General features: G+C 59.4%; 14 protein-coding genes and 1 pseudogene. 8 read left to right on the forward strand and 7 right to left on the reverse strand.

Going from position 1 to position 13,757, the window contains the following annotated elements; all coding sequences use genetic code 11:
* Position 1: 1 nt before the first annotated feature.
* Positions 2 to 967 (reverse strand): 3-hydroxyacyl-CoA dehydrogenase NAD-binding domain-containing protein, encoded by a 966-nt coding sequence (locus tag ACFFNA_RS40685; RefSeq protein ID WP_378926102.1) that lies wholly within the window; start codon positions 965 to 967, stop codon positions 2 to 4.
* Positions 968 to 1,231: 264 nt separating this feature from the next.
* Here ACFFNA_RS40685 and ACFFNA_RS40690 point away from each other — a divergent pair, with 264 nt between their 5' ends.
* Together ACFFNA_RS40690 and ACFFNA_RS40695 are read left to right on the forward strand one after the other, a co-directional pair.
* The gene (locus ACFFNA_RS40690; protein WP_378926104.1) at positions 1,232 to 1,936 is read left to right on the forward strand and encodes a GntR family transcriptional regulator; all 705 of its coding nucleotides are present in this window, start codon (positions 1,232 to 1,234) and stop codon (positions 1,934 to 1,936) included.
* A gap of 153 nt (positions 1,937 to 2,089) precedes the next feature.
* Positions 2,090 to 2,329 carry a hypothetical protein gene (locus ACFFNA_RS40695; protein WP_378926106.1) on the forward strand — a complete coding sequence of 80 codons (240 nt, stop codon included), beginning with the start codon at positions 2,090 to 2,092 and terminating at the stop codon, positions 2,327 to 2,329.
* 54 nt (positions 2,330 to 2,383) lie between these two features.
* Here the strand turns inward: ACFFNA_RS40695 and ACFFNA_RS40700 are convergent.
* Positions 2,384 to 2,701: pseudogene (locus ACFFNA_RS40700) on the reverse strand (type IV toxin-antitoxin system AbiEi family antitoxin domain-containing protein); the annotation flags it as partial.
* A gap of 625 nt (positions 2,702 to 3,326) precedes the next feature.
* Between ACFFNA_RS40700 and groES the strand changes: the two are divergent.
* Both groES and groL read left to right on the forward strand, forming a co-directional pair.
* Positions 3,327 to 3,623, forward strand: coding sequence for a co-chaperone GroES (gene groES / locus ACFFNA_RS40705; RefSeq protein ID WP_378926108.1), 297 nt, complete (start codon positions 3,327 to 3,329; stop codon positions 3,621 to 3,623).
* 65 nt (positions 3,624 to 3,688) lie between these two features.
* Complete coding sequence (gene groL / locus ACFFNA_RS40710; RefSeq protein WP_378926110.1) at positions 3,689 to 5,344, forward strand: chaperonin GroEL; 1,656 nt, start codon at positions 3,689 to 3,691, stop codon at positions 5,342 to 5,344.
* A 633-nt stretch (positions 5,345 to 5,977) separates the two neighbouring features.
* Here groL and ACFFNA_RS40715 read toward each other — a convergent pair.
* On the reverse strand, positions 5,978 to 6,715 hold the full coding sequence (locus ACFFNA_RS40715; RefSeq protein WP_378926112.1) for a helix-turn-helix transcriptional regulator: 738 nt from the start codon (positions 6,713 to 6,715) through the stop codon (positions 5,978 to 5,980).
* Positions 6,716 to 7,445: 730 nt separating this feature from the next.
* Between ACFFNA_RS40715 and ACFFNA_RS40720 the strand changes: the two genes are divergently transcribed.
* Complete coding sequence (locus ACFFNA_RS40720) at positions 7,446 to 8,165, forward strand: hypothetical protein (protein ID WP_378926114.1); 720 nt, start codon at positions 7,446 to 7,448, stop codon at positions 8,163 to 8,165.
* A 577-nt stretch (positions 8,166 to 8,742) separates the two neighbouring features.
* On the opposite strand, the gene ACFFNA_RS40725 is transcribed toward ACFFNA_RS40720, so the two are convergent.
* Positions 8,743 to 9,021 carry a hypothetical protein gene (locus tag ACFFNA_RS40725; RefSeq protein ID WP_172235078.1) on the reverse strand — a complete coding sequence of 93 codons (279 nt, stop codon included), beginning with the start codon at positions 9,019 to 9,021 and terminating at the stop codon, positions 8,743 to 8,745.
* Positions 9,018 to 10,088 (reverse strand): acyltransferase family protein, encoded by a 1,071-nt coding sequence (locus ACFFNA_RS40730; RefSeq protein ID WP_378926116.1) that lies wholly within the window; start codon positions 10,086 to 10,088, stop codon positions 9,018 to 9,020. Before ACFFNA_RS40730 ends, ACFFNA_RS40725 begins: the two co-directional genes overlap by 4 nt.
* 67 nt (positions 10,089 to 10,155) lie before the next feature.
* Between ACFFNA_RS40730 and ACFFNA_RS40735 the strand changes: the two genes are divergently transcribed.
* Genes ACFFNA_RS40735 through ACFFNA_RS40745 form a run of 3 tightly spaced genes read left to right on the forward strand, consistent with a single transcriptional unit; the run spans position 10,156 to position 12,208 of the window.
* Entirely contained in the window at positions 10,156 to 10,746 is a 591-nt protein-coding gene (locus tag ACFFNA_RS40735; RefSeq protein WP_378926118.1) for a hypothetical protein, read from the forward strand.
* A 59-nt stretch (positions 10,747 to 10,805) separates the two neighbouring features.
* A complete protein-coding gene (locus ACFFNA_RS40740) occupies positions 10,806 to 11,486 on the forward strand; it encodes a hypothetical protein (protein WP_378926120.1) in 681 nt (226 codons plus the stop codon).
* An 11-nt stretch (positions 11,487 to 11,497) separates the two neighbouring features.
* Positions 11,498 to 12,208 carry a hypothetical protein gene (locus tag ACFFNA_RS40745; RefSeq protein ID WP_378926122.1) on the forward strand — a complete coding sequence of 237 codons (711 nt, stop codon included), beginning with the start codon at positions 11,498 to 11,500 and terminating at the stop codon, positions 12,206 to 12,208.
* A gap of 42 nt (positions 12,209 to 12,250) precedes the next feature.
* On the opposite strand, the gene ACFFNA_RS40750 is transcribed toward ACFFNA_RS40745, so the two are convergent.
* Both ACFFNA_RS40750 and ACFFNA_RS40755 read right to left on the reverse strand, forming a co-directional pair.
* Positions 12,251 to 12,583, reverse strand: coding sequence for a hypothetical protein (locus ACFFNA_RS40750; protein WP_378926125.1), 333 nt, complete (start codon positions 12,581 to 12,583; stop codon positions 12,251 to 12,253).
* A gap of 144 nt (positions 12,584 to 12,727) precedes the next feature.
* Positions 12,728 to 13,219 carry a helix-turn-helix domain-containing protein gene (locus tag ACFFNA_RS40755; protein WP_378926127.1) on the reverse strand — a complete coding sequence of 164 codons (492 nt, stop codon included), beginning with the start codon at positions 13,217 to 13,219 and terminating at the stop codon, positions 12,728 to 12,730.
* Between the last annotated feature and the right edge of the window lie 538 nt (positions 13,220 to 13,757).

The following is a 13,757-nucleotide window of genomic DNA, read 5'->3' on the forward strand; positions in this document are numbered from 1 at the left end:
CTCAGGCAGCCGCTATTTCGCTATGCCCGGCATCGACCTTGTTGATGGCGCTCAGGAGCGCGACAAGCTTCGCATCGCGCTCTTTTCGCAGAGCGTCGTAGTCGCGCGAGCCAATCTCTTCCTTCAGTCCGTCGATCAGCTTGCCGATCGTCTCCTGGGTAAGCTCCGGCTTGCCCAGATCCTCCCACCAGAGCGCATAGCTTTCACGGAATTGTTCGCAATAGGCGCGGATGCCCGCCGGGCCGCCGCCCAGATTCAAAAGCATGTGCGGCCCCATCACCGCCCACCGCATGCCGGGTCCCGCGCTGATGGCGGTATCGACATCCCTGACGCTGACGACGTCCTCGGCCACGAGATGGATCGCCTCGCGCCATAGGGCCGCCTGAAGGCGATTGGCGACATGGCCCATGATCTCGCGCTTGAGCGTGATCGTCTTTTTCCCGGAACTCTCATACAGGGTGCGCGCGATACTCAATGCTTCCGGCATCGTCGCATCATTGCCGTAGAGCTCGACCAACGGGATGATGTGCGGCGGGTTGAACGGATGGGCGATGATCAGGTTGCGGGGATCCAGCCAGCCCGATTGCAGGTCCGAAAGCTTCAGGCCGGACGAACTCGTGGCGACAACCGTTCCGGGCTGCAGTGCCGGCTCGATCTCGGCATAGAGCTGGCGCTTCGCACCCAGCCTCTCGGGAATGCACTCCTGAACAAAATCGGCGCCGGCCACAGCGTCCGCCGCCGAATTGAAGACCAGCCATTCGGGCGCCGTCGTCGTTTTTTTCAGCCCGATCTCGCCCAGCGTATCCTTAACCGCTTCCCAAAACTCGGCGAACTTGGCCCCAGCATCTGTGTGGCTGTCGTAGAGATGTATCCGCCGCCCCGATGCCGCAAACATGGCGGCCCAGCTGCATCCAATCAGGCCGGCGCCCAAAATCGCCACAGTCTTTATAGGCGTTTCAATCTGCACGTTCGGGTCAGGCAAAAGGCACCTTTCAGCTAATATGATATCTGATCAGATCATGTTACTGATATCTGATCAAGAGTTGACTCGATGGAGGGAAGAAATTATTTTTTGGATCGGCGGCGGTCAGGCCGTGCCACAGAACGACTGACCTGGTCTTTAGGTCGCCTGGTTGTGGTGGCAGGCGGTATACAAACTCGGTGGTCAAGCGACATTGAAACTAGTGGCTACTCGCCGTTCGGGCGGCCAATAAAACTGACAGGAAATCAAATGGCCCCTACTAGCGCAGGCCTTCCAAGTTTCGTGGAAAGACGACCGGTTCAAGATGACGATTTCATCTACAAGGAACTCAAGCAATTATTTATGATTGGTGAATTCGTGCCTGGTCAGAAACTGACGTTGCCGACACTCGCGGCGGCATTCGGTACCAGTCAGATGCCGATCAGGGAGGCGACGAACAGACTGCTTTCCGCGCGCGCCTTGGAAGCACCGCCCCGCCGCACGCTCTGTGTGCCGGATGCGACAACTGAACGGATGGATGCACTTCTCCCCTTGCGGCTACTGCTTGAGGGGGAAGCCACGCGTTTGGCTGTAGAGGCAAAGGGAACCGAACTGGTAGCGGAGCTGGAAGCGATTAACGCAGAGATGGACGCGAAGGTGCCGCATGAAGACATCAAGGCTTACCTCCGCCTCAATCAAAAGTTTCATTTCCTCGTCTATCAAAGCTGCGGCAACGCGGAACTTATCGATCTCATAGAACTGCTCTGGATGCGTTACGGCCCGATGCTGAACATCGTCAGAAGTGGCGTTCTGTCAAAGTCAGGCCATACTCGCCATTTGGAAGTCGTCAGTGGGTTTAGAAAGCGAAACCCGGAAATTGCAGCTGCTGCCATGCAATCCGATATTCGAGATGCGGCCGGACCGATCCGGCAAGCGATTGAGGATGGTTTGACCGAAAGACGACGTGCCGAATGAGGCCTATGTCGAAGACTAGCGCTTGTCGCAAACTTTTCGTGTTAACTACGATTTGAGATTTGGATGATGAAAGGGCGCTCCGATTGTTGGGGTTCTGCGCCGTGATTCTTAATGCCATTGCCGAAAAGCTGAAGCGCGTAAACGCAGCCACGAATGACAGGCGTCACCTCGATCTTGATCTGTACACCGTCGGAGGGAGGCAATCAGCACCTTTGTGGCAGCGCCTTCACTGTGCAACGGCACAACCTGGGTGCGGCTACGCGGCACATTCTTCCCTATTCGAGCAGCAATGCGTCGTATCGCAGCGTCGATATTGGCGAGGGAAGTCGCGCGATCCTCGACCGGCAGATAGGCCAGATCGATATCAGACTGACAGGCGCGGAAGGTTTCTGACGAAGAGATTGATGGCCGTGCCACCCTTCAATGCAAAGACAGCTTCCTCAGCAATCAGTGGCAGGACCCGAACGAGGAGGCTGACTTGCGCGCGGTAAGAGCCTCAGACGCCGGCATCGAGTGTTTCCGGTACAGTGATCTGATACTTGCTGTCCAGCCGCCCCCGACCACGATCTGGCGCTTGCCACGACCAAGGTCGATACGTTTGAGATCGAGCCGGCCGAAGCACGGATGGGCGTGCCGCTCGGCGAACCAGAGAAACAGTCTCTTCACCTTCACGGAGCCGCATGCTTCCAGCACTGCCTGAACCCGCTTCAGGCTCAGAGTGCGAAACGACTCCGTTAGAACGTCCGCTTGATGGAAGGTCTCCCGGAATGGGAGAAGGTCAAGAAGCTCGCAGAGTGCTCGCTCCGGCGCGGAGACTTCGAGCTCCCATCCCCAGTGTAGAAGAGGGTAAGATAACTAAGTTCATCGGACTAAGGTCAAATGGTGAACGACATGCAGACGGTTAACATCCACGAGGCGTCGCTAGCCTTCCTGTTTACGGAATATTAGGCCTGTTTTCGCATCATCGATCCGGGCGGCTGAGTAGTGTGTTCCGCCCGCACCCCATTTCAGTCATGGGGCTGCCAAGCCGCCGGCTGGCTCGGTTTGCTGCTTCGCAGAAACGCCGTTTTTCGACCGATCTGTGACGCCAAAATCTTTCGGTGATCTCGGTCTCGAGCTGACCGGCAGCTACGGGCTCGCCGAACGATGGCCGCTGCTGGCGGTGCGGTCGCCTCGGCGGCGATAGGACAGCCGGGCAAATCATCGTACCGGCTGCTGCAATCGCCTCACGAGCGTCTTGACTCTCCTATGCCAGGAGCCTATCCCCCGCGCTGTTAGCACTCGCCATAGGTGAGTGCTAAGTTGGTCCGGCATCGCTGGGCAGCTATTGGTTTGTCCGGCGCCGCCGGACGGAGGAACTGTTCTCACCATTCTCATCGAGGAAGTAAAAATGGCAAAGTCGAAGTTCCGCCCGCTTCATGACCGCGTGGTCGTTCGTCGGGTCGAATCCGAATCCAAGACCGCCGGCGGGATCATCATCCCGGATACGGCAAAGGAAAAGCCGCAGGAAGGCGAGATCATCGCCGTCGGTTCCGGCGCCCGCGACGAAGCCGGCAAGCTGGTTCCGCTGGACGTCAGGAAAGGCGACCGCATCCTGTTCGGCAAGTGGTCGGGCACCGAAGTCAAGCTCAATGGCGAAGACCTTCTGATCATGAAGGAATCCGACATCATGGGCATCATCGGCTGACACGCCGCCGCCTTTCATCCGCACCATCCAATCTGAATTTCGGGCGAAACGCCCAGGAGTAAAACATGGCTGCCAAAGACGTAAAATTCTCCCGTGATGCCCGCGAGCGCATGCTGCGCGGCGTCAACATCCTCGCCGACGCGGTGAAGGTCACCCTCGGCCCCAAGGGCCGCAACGTCGTCATCGACAAGTCGTTCGGCGCCCCGCGCATCACCAAGGACGGCGTCACCGTCGCCAAGGAAATCGAGCTTGCTGACAAGTTCGAGAACATGGGCGCGCAGATGGTCCGCGAAGTTGCTTCGAAGACCAACGACATCGCCGGCGACGGCACCACGACCGCGACCGTTCTGGCGCAGTCGATCGTCCAGGAAGGCCACAAGGCGGTTGCCGCCGGCATGAACCCGATGGACCTGAAGCGCGGCATCGATCTGGCCGTCACCGAAGTCGTCGCCCACCTCACCAAGAACGCCAAGAAGATCAAGACCTCCGAAGAAGTCGCCCAGGTCGGCACCATCGCCGGCAATGGCGACGAGTCGGTCGGCAAGATGATCGCCGAAGCGATGAAGAAGGTCGGCAACGAGGGCGTCATCACGGTTGAGGAAGCCAAGACCGCCGAGACCGAACTCGAAGTCGTCGAAGGCATGCAGTTCGACCGCGGCTACCTCTCGCCCTACTTCGTCACCAACGCCGACAAGATGGTTGCCGAGCTCGAGGACGTCTACATCCTCCTGCACGAGAAGAAGCTCTCCAACCTCCAGGCCATGCTGCCGGTTCTCGAAGCCGTCGTGCAGACCTCGAAGCCGCTGCTCATCATCTCGGAAGACGTCGAAGGCGAGGCTCTGGCCACGCTGGTCGTCAACAAGCTGCGTGGTGGCCTGAAGATCGCCGCTGTCAAGGCGCCGGGCTTCGGCGATCGCCGCAAGGCCATGCTGGAAGACATCGCCATCCTGACCGGTGGTCAGGTCATCTCGGAAGACCTCGGCATCAAGCTCGAGAACGTCGGCCTCAACATGCTCGGCCGCGCCAAGAAGGTGTCGATCTCCAAGGAGAACACCACCATCGTCGACGGCGCCGGCAAGAAGGCCGAGATCCAGGGCCGCGTTGCCCAGATCAAGCAGCAGATCGAAGAGACCACGTCGGACTACGACAAGGAGAAGCTGCAGGAACGTCTGGCGAAGCTCGCCGGCGGCGTTGCCGTGATCCGCGTCGGCGGTGCGACGGAAGTCGAAGTCAAGGAAAAGAAGGACCGCGTTGATGACGCCCTGAACGCGACCCGCGCGGCCGTGGAAGAAGGCATCGTTGCCGGCGGCGGCGTCGCTCTGCTGCGCGCTTCGCTGAGCATCAAGGCGGTCGGCGCCAACTCCGACCAGACCGCTGGCATCGCCATCGTGCGCCGCGCGCTGCAGGCTCCGGCCCGTCAGATCGCGGCCAACGCCGGAGCTGAAGCCTCGATCGTTGCCGGCAGGATCCTCGAGAACAAGGACGCGACCTTCGGCTACAACGCCCAGACCGGTGAATACGGCGACATGATCGCCATGGGTATCGTCGATCCGATGAAGGTCGTGCGCACCGCTCTCCAGGACGCGGCCTCGGTCGCCGGCCTGCTGGTCACGACCGAAGCCATGATCGCGGAGGCTCCGAAGAAGGACTCTGGCGCCGGCGGCATGCCGGGCGGCATGGGCGGCGGCGGCATGGGTGGTATGGGTGGTATGGATTTCTAATCCAACCCATTCAGCCCTCAGATACGGAAAGGGCGGCATCGATGCCGCCCTTTCTTCGTGTCCATTGCGCCGGTTGTCGGCGACCCGCAAGCCGGGGTTTGCCCGCCAAGGGTTATGCTTATGTTTGGACGGATACTGCCTGTTTTCCTGGGGCTGGCCTTACTGTTGGGCAGCGGCTGTGCGCACAGCGATGATGGTACGGTGATTATTCCGAGATCGCTTGATGCCAGGCGATTCTTTGACAAAGAGCCGCTACGCCTGCGGCGGCAACAGATCGAAACCAGCGTGTTTCCGGTTGCACCACAGGAGCCGGAAGGGCTCAAACCGCGCCGTACGGCTAGTCTCAAGACATCAAACCGACGGGCATCGCCGGCCGCAAGTCCTCCGCTCTCTTCTTCCGAGCCACACAAGCCGCTTGTCTGCAAGAACATCAGCGAGCCCGGCAAGCGGTATCGTGTGGTTTGCGAATAGGACACTTGGTTTGGCCAGCATTCTCCCCCTGCGGTGCCTTCCTGATCAGGTTGTCCAGAGCGACGTCTCCCTTCTTTCCCATGATCCAGTCATTCTATCATTCCCAGCTTCACGAAACGGAACGAGTTTGCCGGCGGCTTCCGCGAAGCGCTTGGCTACCGATCAGAACAGTCTTTGAAAGAAAAGGCCGCGCTCGGCCGCGATCGCAACCGCATGGGCCAAGCTTTTGGCACCCAGCTTGGCCCGTGCCAGATCAAGATGAAATCGGACCGTGCGAGGGGATAGCGACAGTATCTCTGCGGTCCGTTTGACCTTCTCTCCCCTCGCGTACCATTTCAGGCACTCGATCTCTCTATCGGAGCAGACCGTCTGATGGAGTCGCCTTCCTTGGATTCGACCGATAGCGTTGTGAAATTCGCCGGCGAGATGCTGGAGGTCGCGAACCTCGGATTTGAGGAACGCCTGCCACGCCGCTGCGTTCTCGTTGCTCGTCACGCTCAGAATGCCGCGGTCGCCGTCGACACCCCTAACCGGGAACGTGACGCCATGCTTCCCGACACCATGTTCCCTCGCTTCACCAAAGAACGTGCGCACGGCTTTGTCCGATAGGTGGATCTCCTTCCAATCAACCAATGTCACAGCACGCAGCCCGTAGCGAAGCACGGGATCGATCTCGAAAAAATCCTTCTCGATGTAGCGTTTCACCCACTCAGGCGAATAGGTGGTCACATAGAACGGCTTACTCGGTTCCTCGTAAACCGGCCTGACGGTAAGAAAGGCCGCCGTCTCAAGGCCGTAACTCTCGACAATTGTGTTCAGAAGGTCCGCTGCGTCCGCAGGAGAGGCAACTGCGCGAATACCCTCCGTCATGTCGTGAAAATTTGAGTCAAATTGCGCCATATCCAGCTTACCTTCTTGCTATCGACGTGCCTCTCCAAGCCAATCGCGCGGCTATCCAACTAGGTTGCTCCTCGCTGGATTCCGGCGTCTCACGACCTGTCAAAAGTGACAGGCAAAACCGCCAGTATACATAGGTTGCAACCCGCATTATTCCAGATTGGATGACCACAACCCGGCGTGGAGGAAACGCCTTGGATACGATTGTACCTTCCTCAAACGATGTGGCTCGGCAGACTAACTCCACACGTGCCAACCGCCGTGCATCACATCAGCGTTCCGCAACGGACGACCACGAAATTTGGCGTCTCTGCTCGGAGCTAGAACAATTGGACGCTGACCGGGAAGCTCTATTTGCTTTCTTCCCTCCGCCTGCGCCGGGCAACCCTGCGCAGAGCAGGCAGTTTTTCACAAAGCTGAACTCGATCACGGCTCGCTATTTGGCGCTCGAACAGCGGCTTCGAAAGGCTCGCAGCGACATCAGGCAAGGCCGCCCACGAAGCCGCTGAGTTCGTCCAGCGGATGCCGCTGCGACCGCCGTGGCATAGCGCGCATTCAGAGTATCGATTGCCTGACGGCCCCGCGTCAACTCGACACAGAGGCCCTACCCGGCCCCTCGGGCGCGGATCCGGATACGGGCACCCTCTTCCCTCGCGGGATATGAGTCAGAGACACTTGCACAGCGATTTGCAAGATAGTTTACTGACTCAATGAATCTGAAGAGGAGTGACCCATGGGAACCAGCAATCAACTTTTGCTTCGTGCACCGCATTTGGGCCAGCACCTTCCAGATGCCTTGGCTCCGCCGGAAATCCTCACCTGCAAACCCATGACCTCCGAGCACGACATGCGTTCTTTTCGTCACATCCTCCACCTCGTCGCATCCGCGGCCTTGCTCGCCGGTTGCGCCGAGCGAGTGCCGGATGCTTCACATTCGGCCGGCCCCGTTTCGGTTACGGACTCCTATTGGAAGCCCGATCGGGTCAGTCGCGGCCGGCAAGAATATGCGCCCAACTGGGGCCGCTTCCCGCCGGTCATTACCCAGCGAACCGGCTACCCGACCGAAGCTCAGGCGAATAACGCCTTGCGCCGCTCGCATTGGAGTTCCGTGCCTGTGCGCACGCTCATCACCGAGGAAGGCATCAAGACGATCTCCGTCCCTGCGGAAGCCCCGGACACGATCGCTGCAGGCGTTCGTGTCTTTGCGTGCCGGCCCGGAGCGCTCAACGGCTATACCGGCCGCGTGCAACACTACGACGGCCCCGTCGTCGCCTGCGCTTCCGACCTCCTGTCTGCCGATGGTCGCGTGCTCGCCCGAGTACCCCTCAATTTCTACTACTGGCAGAAGGCTTGGCGCGTCCAAGACCCGAGGCCGTCCTACAAATCCGTCCCGTGGGCTTATCAGGAACCCTCGCCACCCAAGAGCAAGGGCTGGTTCGGCAACCGCTACTAAGCGGCGGCCGTCACACTGCCGCGTGTCGGCTGGCCAGACGCGCACAGAAGCCGACGGCCAAACCAACGGCAAGGCGCCGGCATCGGCAAGATTGTCCGCGGCGTATGAGAGGTACGCTGCGAGCGGCTTTTACGACGCTCCGGATGTGTCGTCACCCAGCCTGCCGATTCACCACCACGCCTCTTTTGTGCAGATCCCAGTTCGAAGATGGCGACGGCCGTCTTCGGCGACTTCGAGCGTATTGCGTGTGGTCGCGCCAGCAGTCATGGCGACCTTCAGCACGGAGGCCGCATCGCTCACCGGCCAAAATCATGCTTCCCGCACTTTTCTTTTAGGAAGAACAGGCCAGGCGAGCGACTATTTCAAAGGCACTCGCTATGCGAGATCGATCTGTCGTTCGGCCAAAGCGTTTCGCAAGGCTCTAGTTCAATCTCTTTCCTGGCGAAATCAGTGTTAGTGCTCGGCATTGCCGACGGTCGCCCACGAAGATTCTGCTGGTATCGTGCGTTCAGCATTCTGGGGGAGCGAGCGGCGGGCCGCACAGCCTCCCAACATCGCAGCCACTTCACGGTCGAGGTCATCTATCGGTTAGGCTCTGCTCTTCTGCAGGGGGCTCGTTTCGTACGAAAACGTCCAGCACTTGCGCGATATTGATCCCTGACGGCGATCCGTTGCGCACCATACCCCTCGATACCGCCGAGCGCATGGCTCCAATGACGCAGCATGCCGCGACGAGCGCTGCCACGGCATCGCCGTCGGTCTCGGTCAATAGCTGCTCCGCCAGCGCCCTCGCTCCTCGCGGAATCTGATTGACATCTTCACCACCAAGCGACCACTGACGATTTTCTTCCGTCACGGCGACACCTCCCGGACTGTTCGATTTGACCATCGGCGGCCAAGCTGGCGGAGCGGATCTCCGATCGCCGCTGTCAGTACATGAGACAGCCCGATCGCAATCGCGATCGAGAACGTTGCCGTCGCCGGAGCGCCCAGGAATTGGCCAAGGGACCAGTTGAACAGCGCCAGCACCGGCAGATGGAACAGATAGAGCGCATACGAAATGTCTCCCAGGCGGCGCAGAACCCGCCCTGGCCAGTTTACAGAACCATTCCGCAAGGTCGCCCTTGTCACGATCCACCCGCACGTCAGCGCCAGTGCGGCAGTCGCCACGCCATGTGTCGCCGGCGGCAAGATCGCCAGCATGAAGGCCCCGACCGTCATCCAGAACGCCGCTTCCATGTTACCGATCGCCTGCAGGTTTTCCGCCAGCCATGGCCATGCGCTTGTGCCCATGGTTGCTCCGATCGCCAGCCCGACCGCGATTGCATCGATGCGGAACGTCCAAAGCGTCCCGCCCCATGGCCGCAGCGTGAACGTCCCGACCACGAGAACGAGTCCGGCTAGCGCGACGAGCGCCCACCGCGGTAGCAAGAACACCAGGAGCGGAGCCAGTAGATAAAATTGCATTTCGGCGGCGATCGACCAGAATGGCCCAAACGCAAAGGCGTTCCCGCATCCTGTGGCGCCCCCGAAACAGGGCGCCCAATGCGCATTCGAGATGAAGGCGAATGCCGCCTTCGCGTCTGCAGGCTCAACGCCGCTTCCCGGCAGGATCAACCCGATCGAGAGGATGGCGCCGACGCACCAGGCCAGCGGCACGATGCGCATAGCACGCCTGACATAGAAGGCGAAGGCCGCCTCGAGCGCTCCCCGCTCGAGGCGCAGGCTTCGCAATGAGCGTTCCACCACCAGGCCGGAAATCACAAAGAACAGGTCGACCCCAACGCTCCATGCCGGCGCAAACAGCAGAGCCGCGGCCGTCCCGCCTTCTCCGAAGACCGGCCCGACATGCGACAGCACCACCAGCCCGATCGCCAGGCCTCGCAATTCATCCAGCCCCGATAGCCGGGCTTCTTGTCGCATCCAAATATCACGCTCGACAATCATCACAACATTGATTTAATCATAGGGCGTAAAAGCGAGGCAAGGAATGCATGGACGCCTGACATTTATCGCAGTCGCGGCTGCCCTTAAATTGGCGTCCGACGCTTCGGCTCAGTCGCTCACGCATGATCCGAACGCCTGGCGCGCCGTCGCCTACGCCGATCTCGAGCTCCCGAACTCGGAGGCTGTGCCCTACGCCTCCCTATGGGCCGACCGACTGAAGAAGAACAACGACGCCTACACGGCCAAAGGCGATACGCGCTTTGCGGTCGCCAACGCGCCGGCTTCCGAGAGTCACATCGTCGTTCGCAGCCCGACCAAAACCGTCGTCCTCTCGGTCCTGCACACGCTCACCGGCTGCTCGCCGATCCGCGCCGATCCTGTCGGCAACGCCACGCTGAAACGATGCCCCATGCGCTTGGCGATCTACCAGAACGGCCGATCAACGGTCGCTGATGCTGGCTCCGGCTGTTTCATCGAATATGGCGCGCAACCGAACAACGTGCGCCCCGACCTCGCTCGGAATGGTGCGATGGGTGCATATGATGTTCAGGCCAAAAGCATTCGCGCCGGCATCGTATTCCAAGGTGAAATCGCCCCGGAATGCCAATTCCGGGTCCCTGTCCCGCAACCCTAGGGGAAGTCGCGATGCCCGGCGTGTTTCCGGCAACCTCGATACTCGGAAGGAGCGCAACCATGATCGACATGGAAAACCTGACCTTAGTCAGTACACCAGCCTGCCACCGGCCATCGCCAGCGGATCAAGGCTTCCCTCACGACGCGCGATGCGCGGCCTTGACCGGGGCTCCTGGCGGCGGCCACGGCGGTGTCAGGAGGTTTACCATGTCCACGCTTGCCGCCCTCGCGATTATCCCAATGTCTGCCATCTCCGCACACGCATGGGAGCCTCTAGGCTACCAGTCGCTCACGACCACAGACGCGCAGCCGGCCATACAGACCGCATGGTCCGATATCATCGCCTCGAATGCCGCCTATTGGCGTGACGAGCTGCACAGAACCATTCCGGCCGGGCAGATACCGCCACTGGATATCCTGTCGAAGCCCATCAAAGTCGGATCGCATACCTTCATCGTCTCGATCGCCTCGACCCGCAAATGCGAGACCGGCGCAAACAACGCCGGCTCTTCCATAGAGCCTGACCTATGCGAGGCGCGCATCATTGATCCAGACAGCGGCAAAATCGTTGCACGCGCGGAAGCCTGCTACGTCGATCTGTCCGATGACGATCGACCCCAGGCCAACCGTAACGATCGAACCGAAATCGACGTCAAAGCGAACGCCAAAGAGATCCATTTTCGTTCCTTCGTCGGCGGCAAGGAGTGGTCTCGATGCACAACCAGCGCCAAGCTTCCATGAGGTGCATTCCTATGTATCGTCTCTACTCCAAACTCAGCAGCGTCCTTGCGGCCGGCCTTCTAGTCTGCAATTCGGTGACGGCAGCATATGCAGCCGGCGCACAATATTGCGAGCGCACCGACTACTCCGCACAGGACATCACAGATGCCGTCAAGAATTCGTCCCTGCACGACGAGCTGAAAACCACATCGTGCAGCCTTGGCGGCCTCGGTCGCTTCGAATCCGGCGGCAACAAAGGCGTCTACAATGGCTCTTGCTGCACCGGCATTTTCCAGCTGAACAACACCAACATCAAAAACTACGCAGGCATGTCGCGTTCCGAGTTTGGCTGCCAATCCCTCCAGTTTCAGGTCGAAACCTGGGCCAAGCTTACAAACGACGGCTATAACTCCGCGCCCGTCAAGCAGCTCATCCAGATGGGGACCTTCGACGGTCAGAAGGTCGATGGCTCATTTATTGCGGCCTGTATTCAATTGGGGACTGGCAATTGCCAGCAGATGGTTCGCTCAGGCCGCTGTAGCGGATTCTCCGATATCAACGGGACAACGATCTGCGATATGGCGAAGAACGCACGCTCCATGGCCGACGCCAGCTGCCAAGAAGGTGACACGGCCGCGTGCCTGGGGCCGGGGGATTTCAATACAGGAGGCGACACAAAACTCGCCTCTGCCGCTCCAGGCCCGACCGGCAACGATATCAATGTCGCCTCTGGTCAGGTGTAACCCCATCTTCTCGTTGAAGGCCACGCCGTCGGCCCGCCGCCTTCAATGGGAGAGATTTCGCGACGAGAGCTTTCCAAATCCCCGTTTCAGATGGCTCGCCAGCTCCTGGCGCACATCATCAGGCCATTGCTCCATCACAACGCAGTTCACTTCGGCCGCAACCAGCGACCAGTACAGCAGATCCGCGTATCGTCCTTCGAACAGAGCCGCCACGATGAACTGTCCGATCACCAACGTGATCGCCTCGGGCTTGCCTTTCTTCCGCAGAAATTCCGAAACCTCTTCCACCCATGGTTTCGGGTGGCAATCGACGAACGCTGCCGCCTCCCTATAAAGCGCGTCGTCTCCTACGACTTGCCAGATATTCGCTTGCATCGTGGACCCTTCAGCAAAATGATAACATTACATCGACGCTGGCGGATTTCCTGATGCGAGTCAAAGAAATATAAGATATATTTTCTGCCTATCGTAGCAAATGAATCTACGCTGGTAGTTTAGCAGCTTCTACTTTCTTATATGCTACTGGCTTGTCCTTCGTCCCTTTTTGGCCGGAGGCAGCCGCTTCTTCTCGGAGGTTGCCCCAGCGAGGCTGGCTGCCTCTTTCAAAGAAGGTACACCACTGAACTCCGTCATCGAGCGCTTCACAGCACGCGTGGCCTCGATATGCCGCGCAATCTCGTTGAAGTTGAAGCCGAACGTCTCGATGTCCCGCTTCACGCTGTCGTCGTCACCAGTCCGACCAATGAGCGTCCACACCGGGACCTTCAGATGCCGTGCCAGCCGCTCCAGGGTGACGAATGTCGGGTTCCCCTTCCCCGTCCGCAACTGGTAGAGCGTGCCGCGCGATAGCCCCGTAGCGTCGGCAAAACTCGCATAGTCCGGGTACTCGTTCTCGATTTGGCGAAGTCGCAGCGCGAGCAGGATCGAAAGCCAACCATCGCTGTCTTCTGTCTTGTTTTTAAATATCGGCACGGTTGCACTCCTGCTTATCGGTCGGAATATGACGGCCATTTTTTGTAAAATGTCTAGTGCTCAAGCTGTTAGCCGAAACGATGACTCATTAGCATATTAAAGTGTCGCGCATCGCCCCATACTCCCGTAAAGTGACGGCGTATAGCTTTTGGCCGCCGCTAAAATCATTCCAAACACGATAGCATTTCGATCTGCATGCCCCTGTTGAAAATGAATAATTAAATGATCATGCGGAGGGACAACCCTGTCTCTGCCCCCTCGGCAGGCAGGCCCTGCAATTGTTGCCCCATACCATTTCGAGTGACCTGGTTCAGGTCGACCAGAAGCGAAACCTCGACGCCGCTGTTTCAAGAGCGTGGATGATTTCCCGGCTATGTAACGATATTAGGCGGCTGCGCAGCTCACGATTTGCATTTGCCGATTACGCTCAAAACCAACGGCAAGGCTTGGCCCCGCGGAGCCGGCGAGGATCCAATCTCTATCCCTGTTCGAGCTGGAAAAGGCGACGGGTAATCCGCCGCAGTCTGAAGCCGGTACCGCCAAAAGCGGCACCATGACGCCCGCCGTCGAAAGACGC

The sequence above is a fragment of the Mesorhizobium kowhaii genome (assembly GCF_042431665.1).
GTDB classification, from domain to species: domain Bacteria; phylum Pseudomonadota; class Alphaproteobacteria; order Rhizobiales; family Rhizobiaceae; genus Mesorhizobium; species Mesorhizobium kowhaii.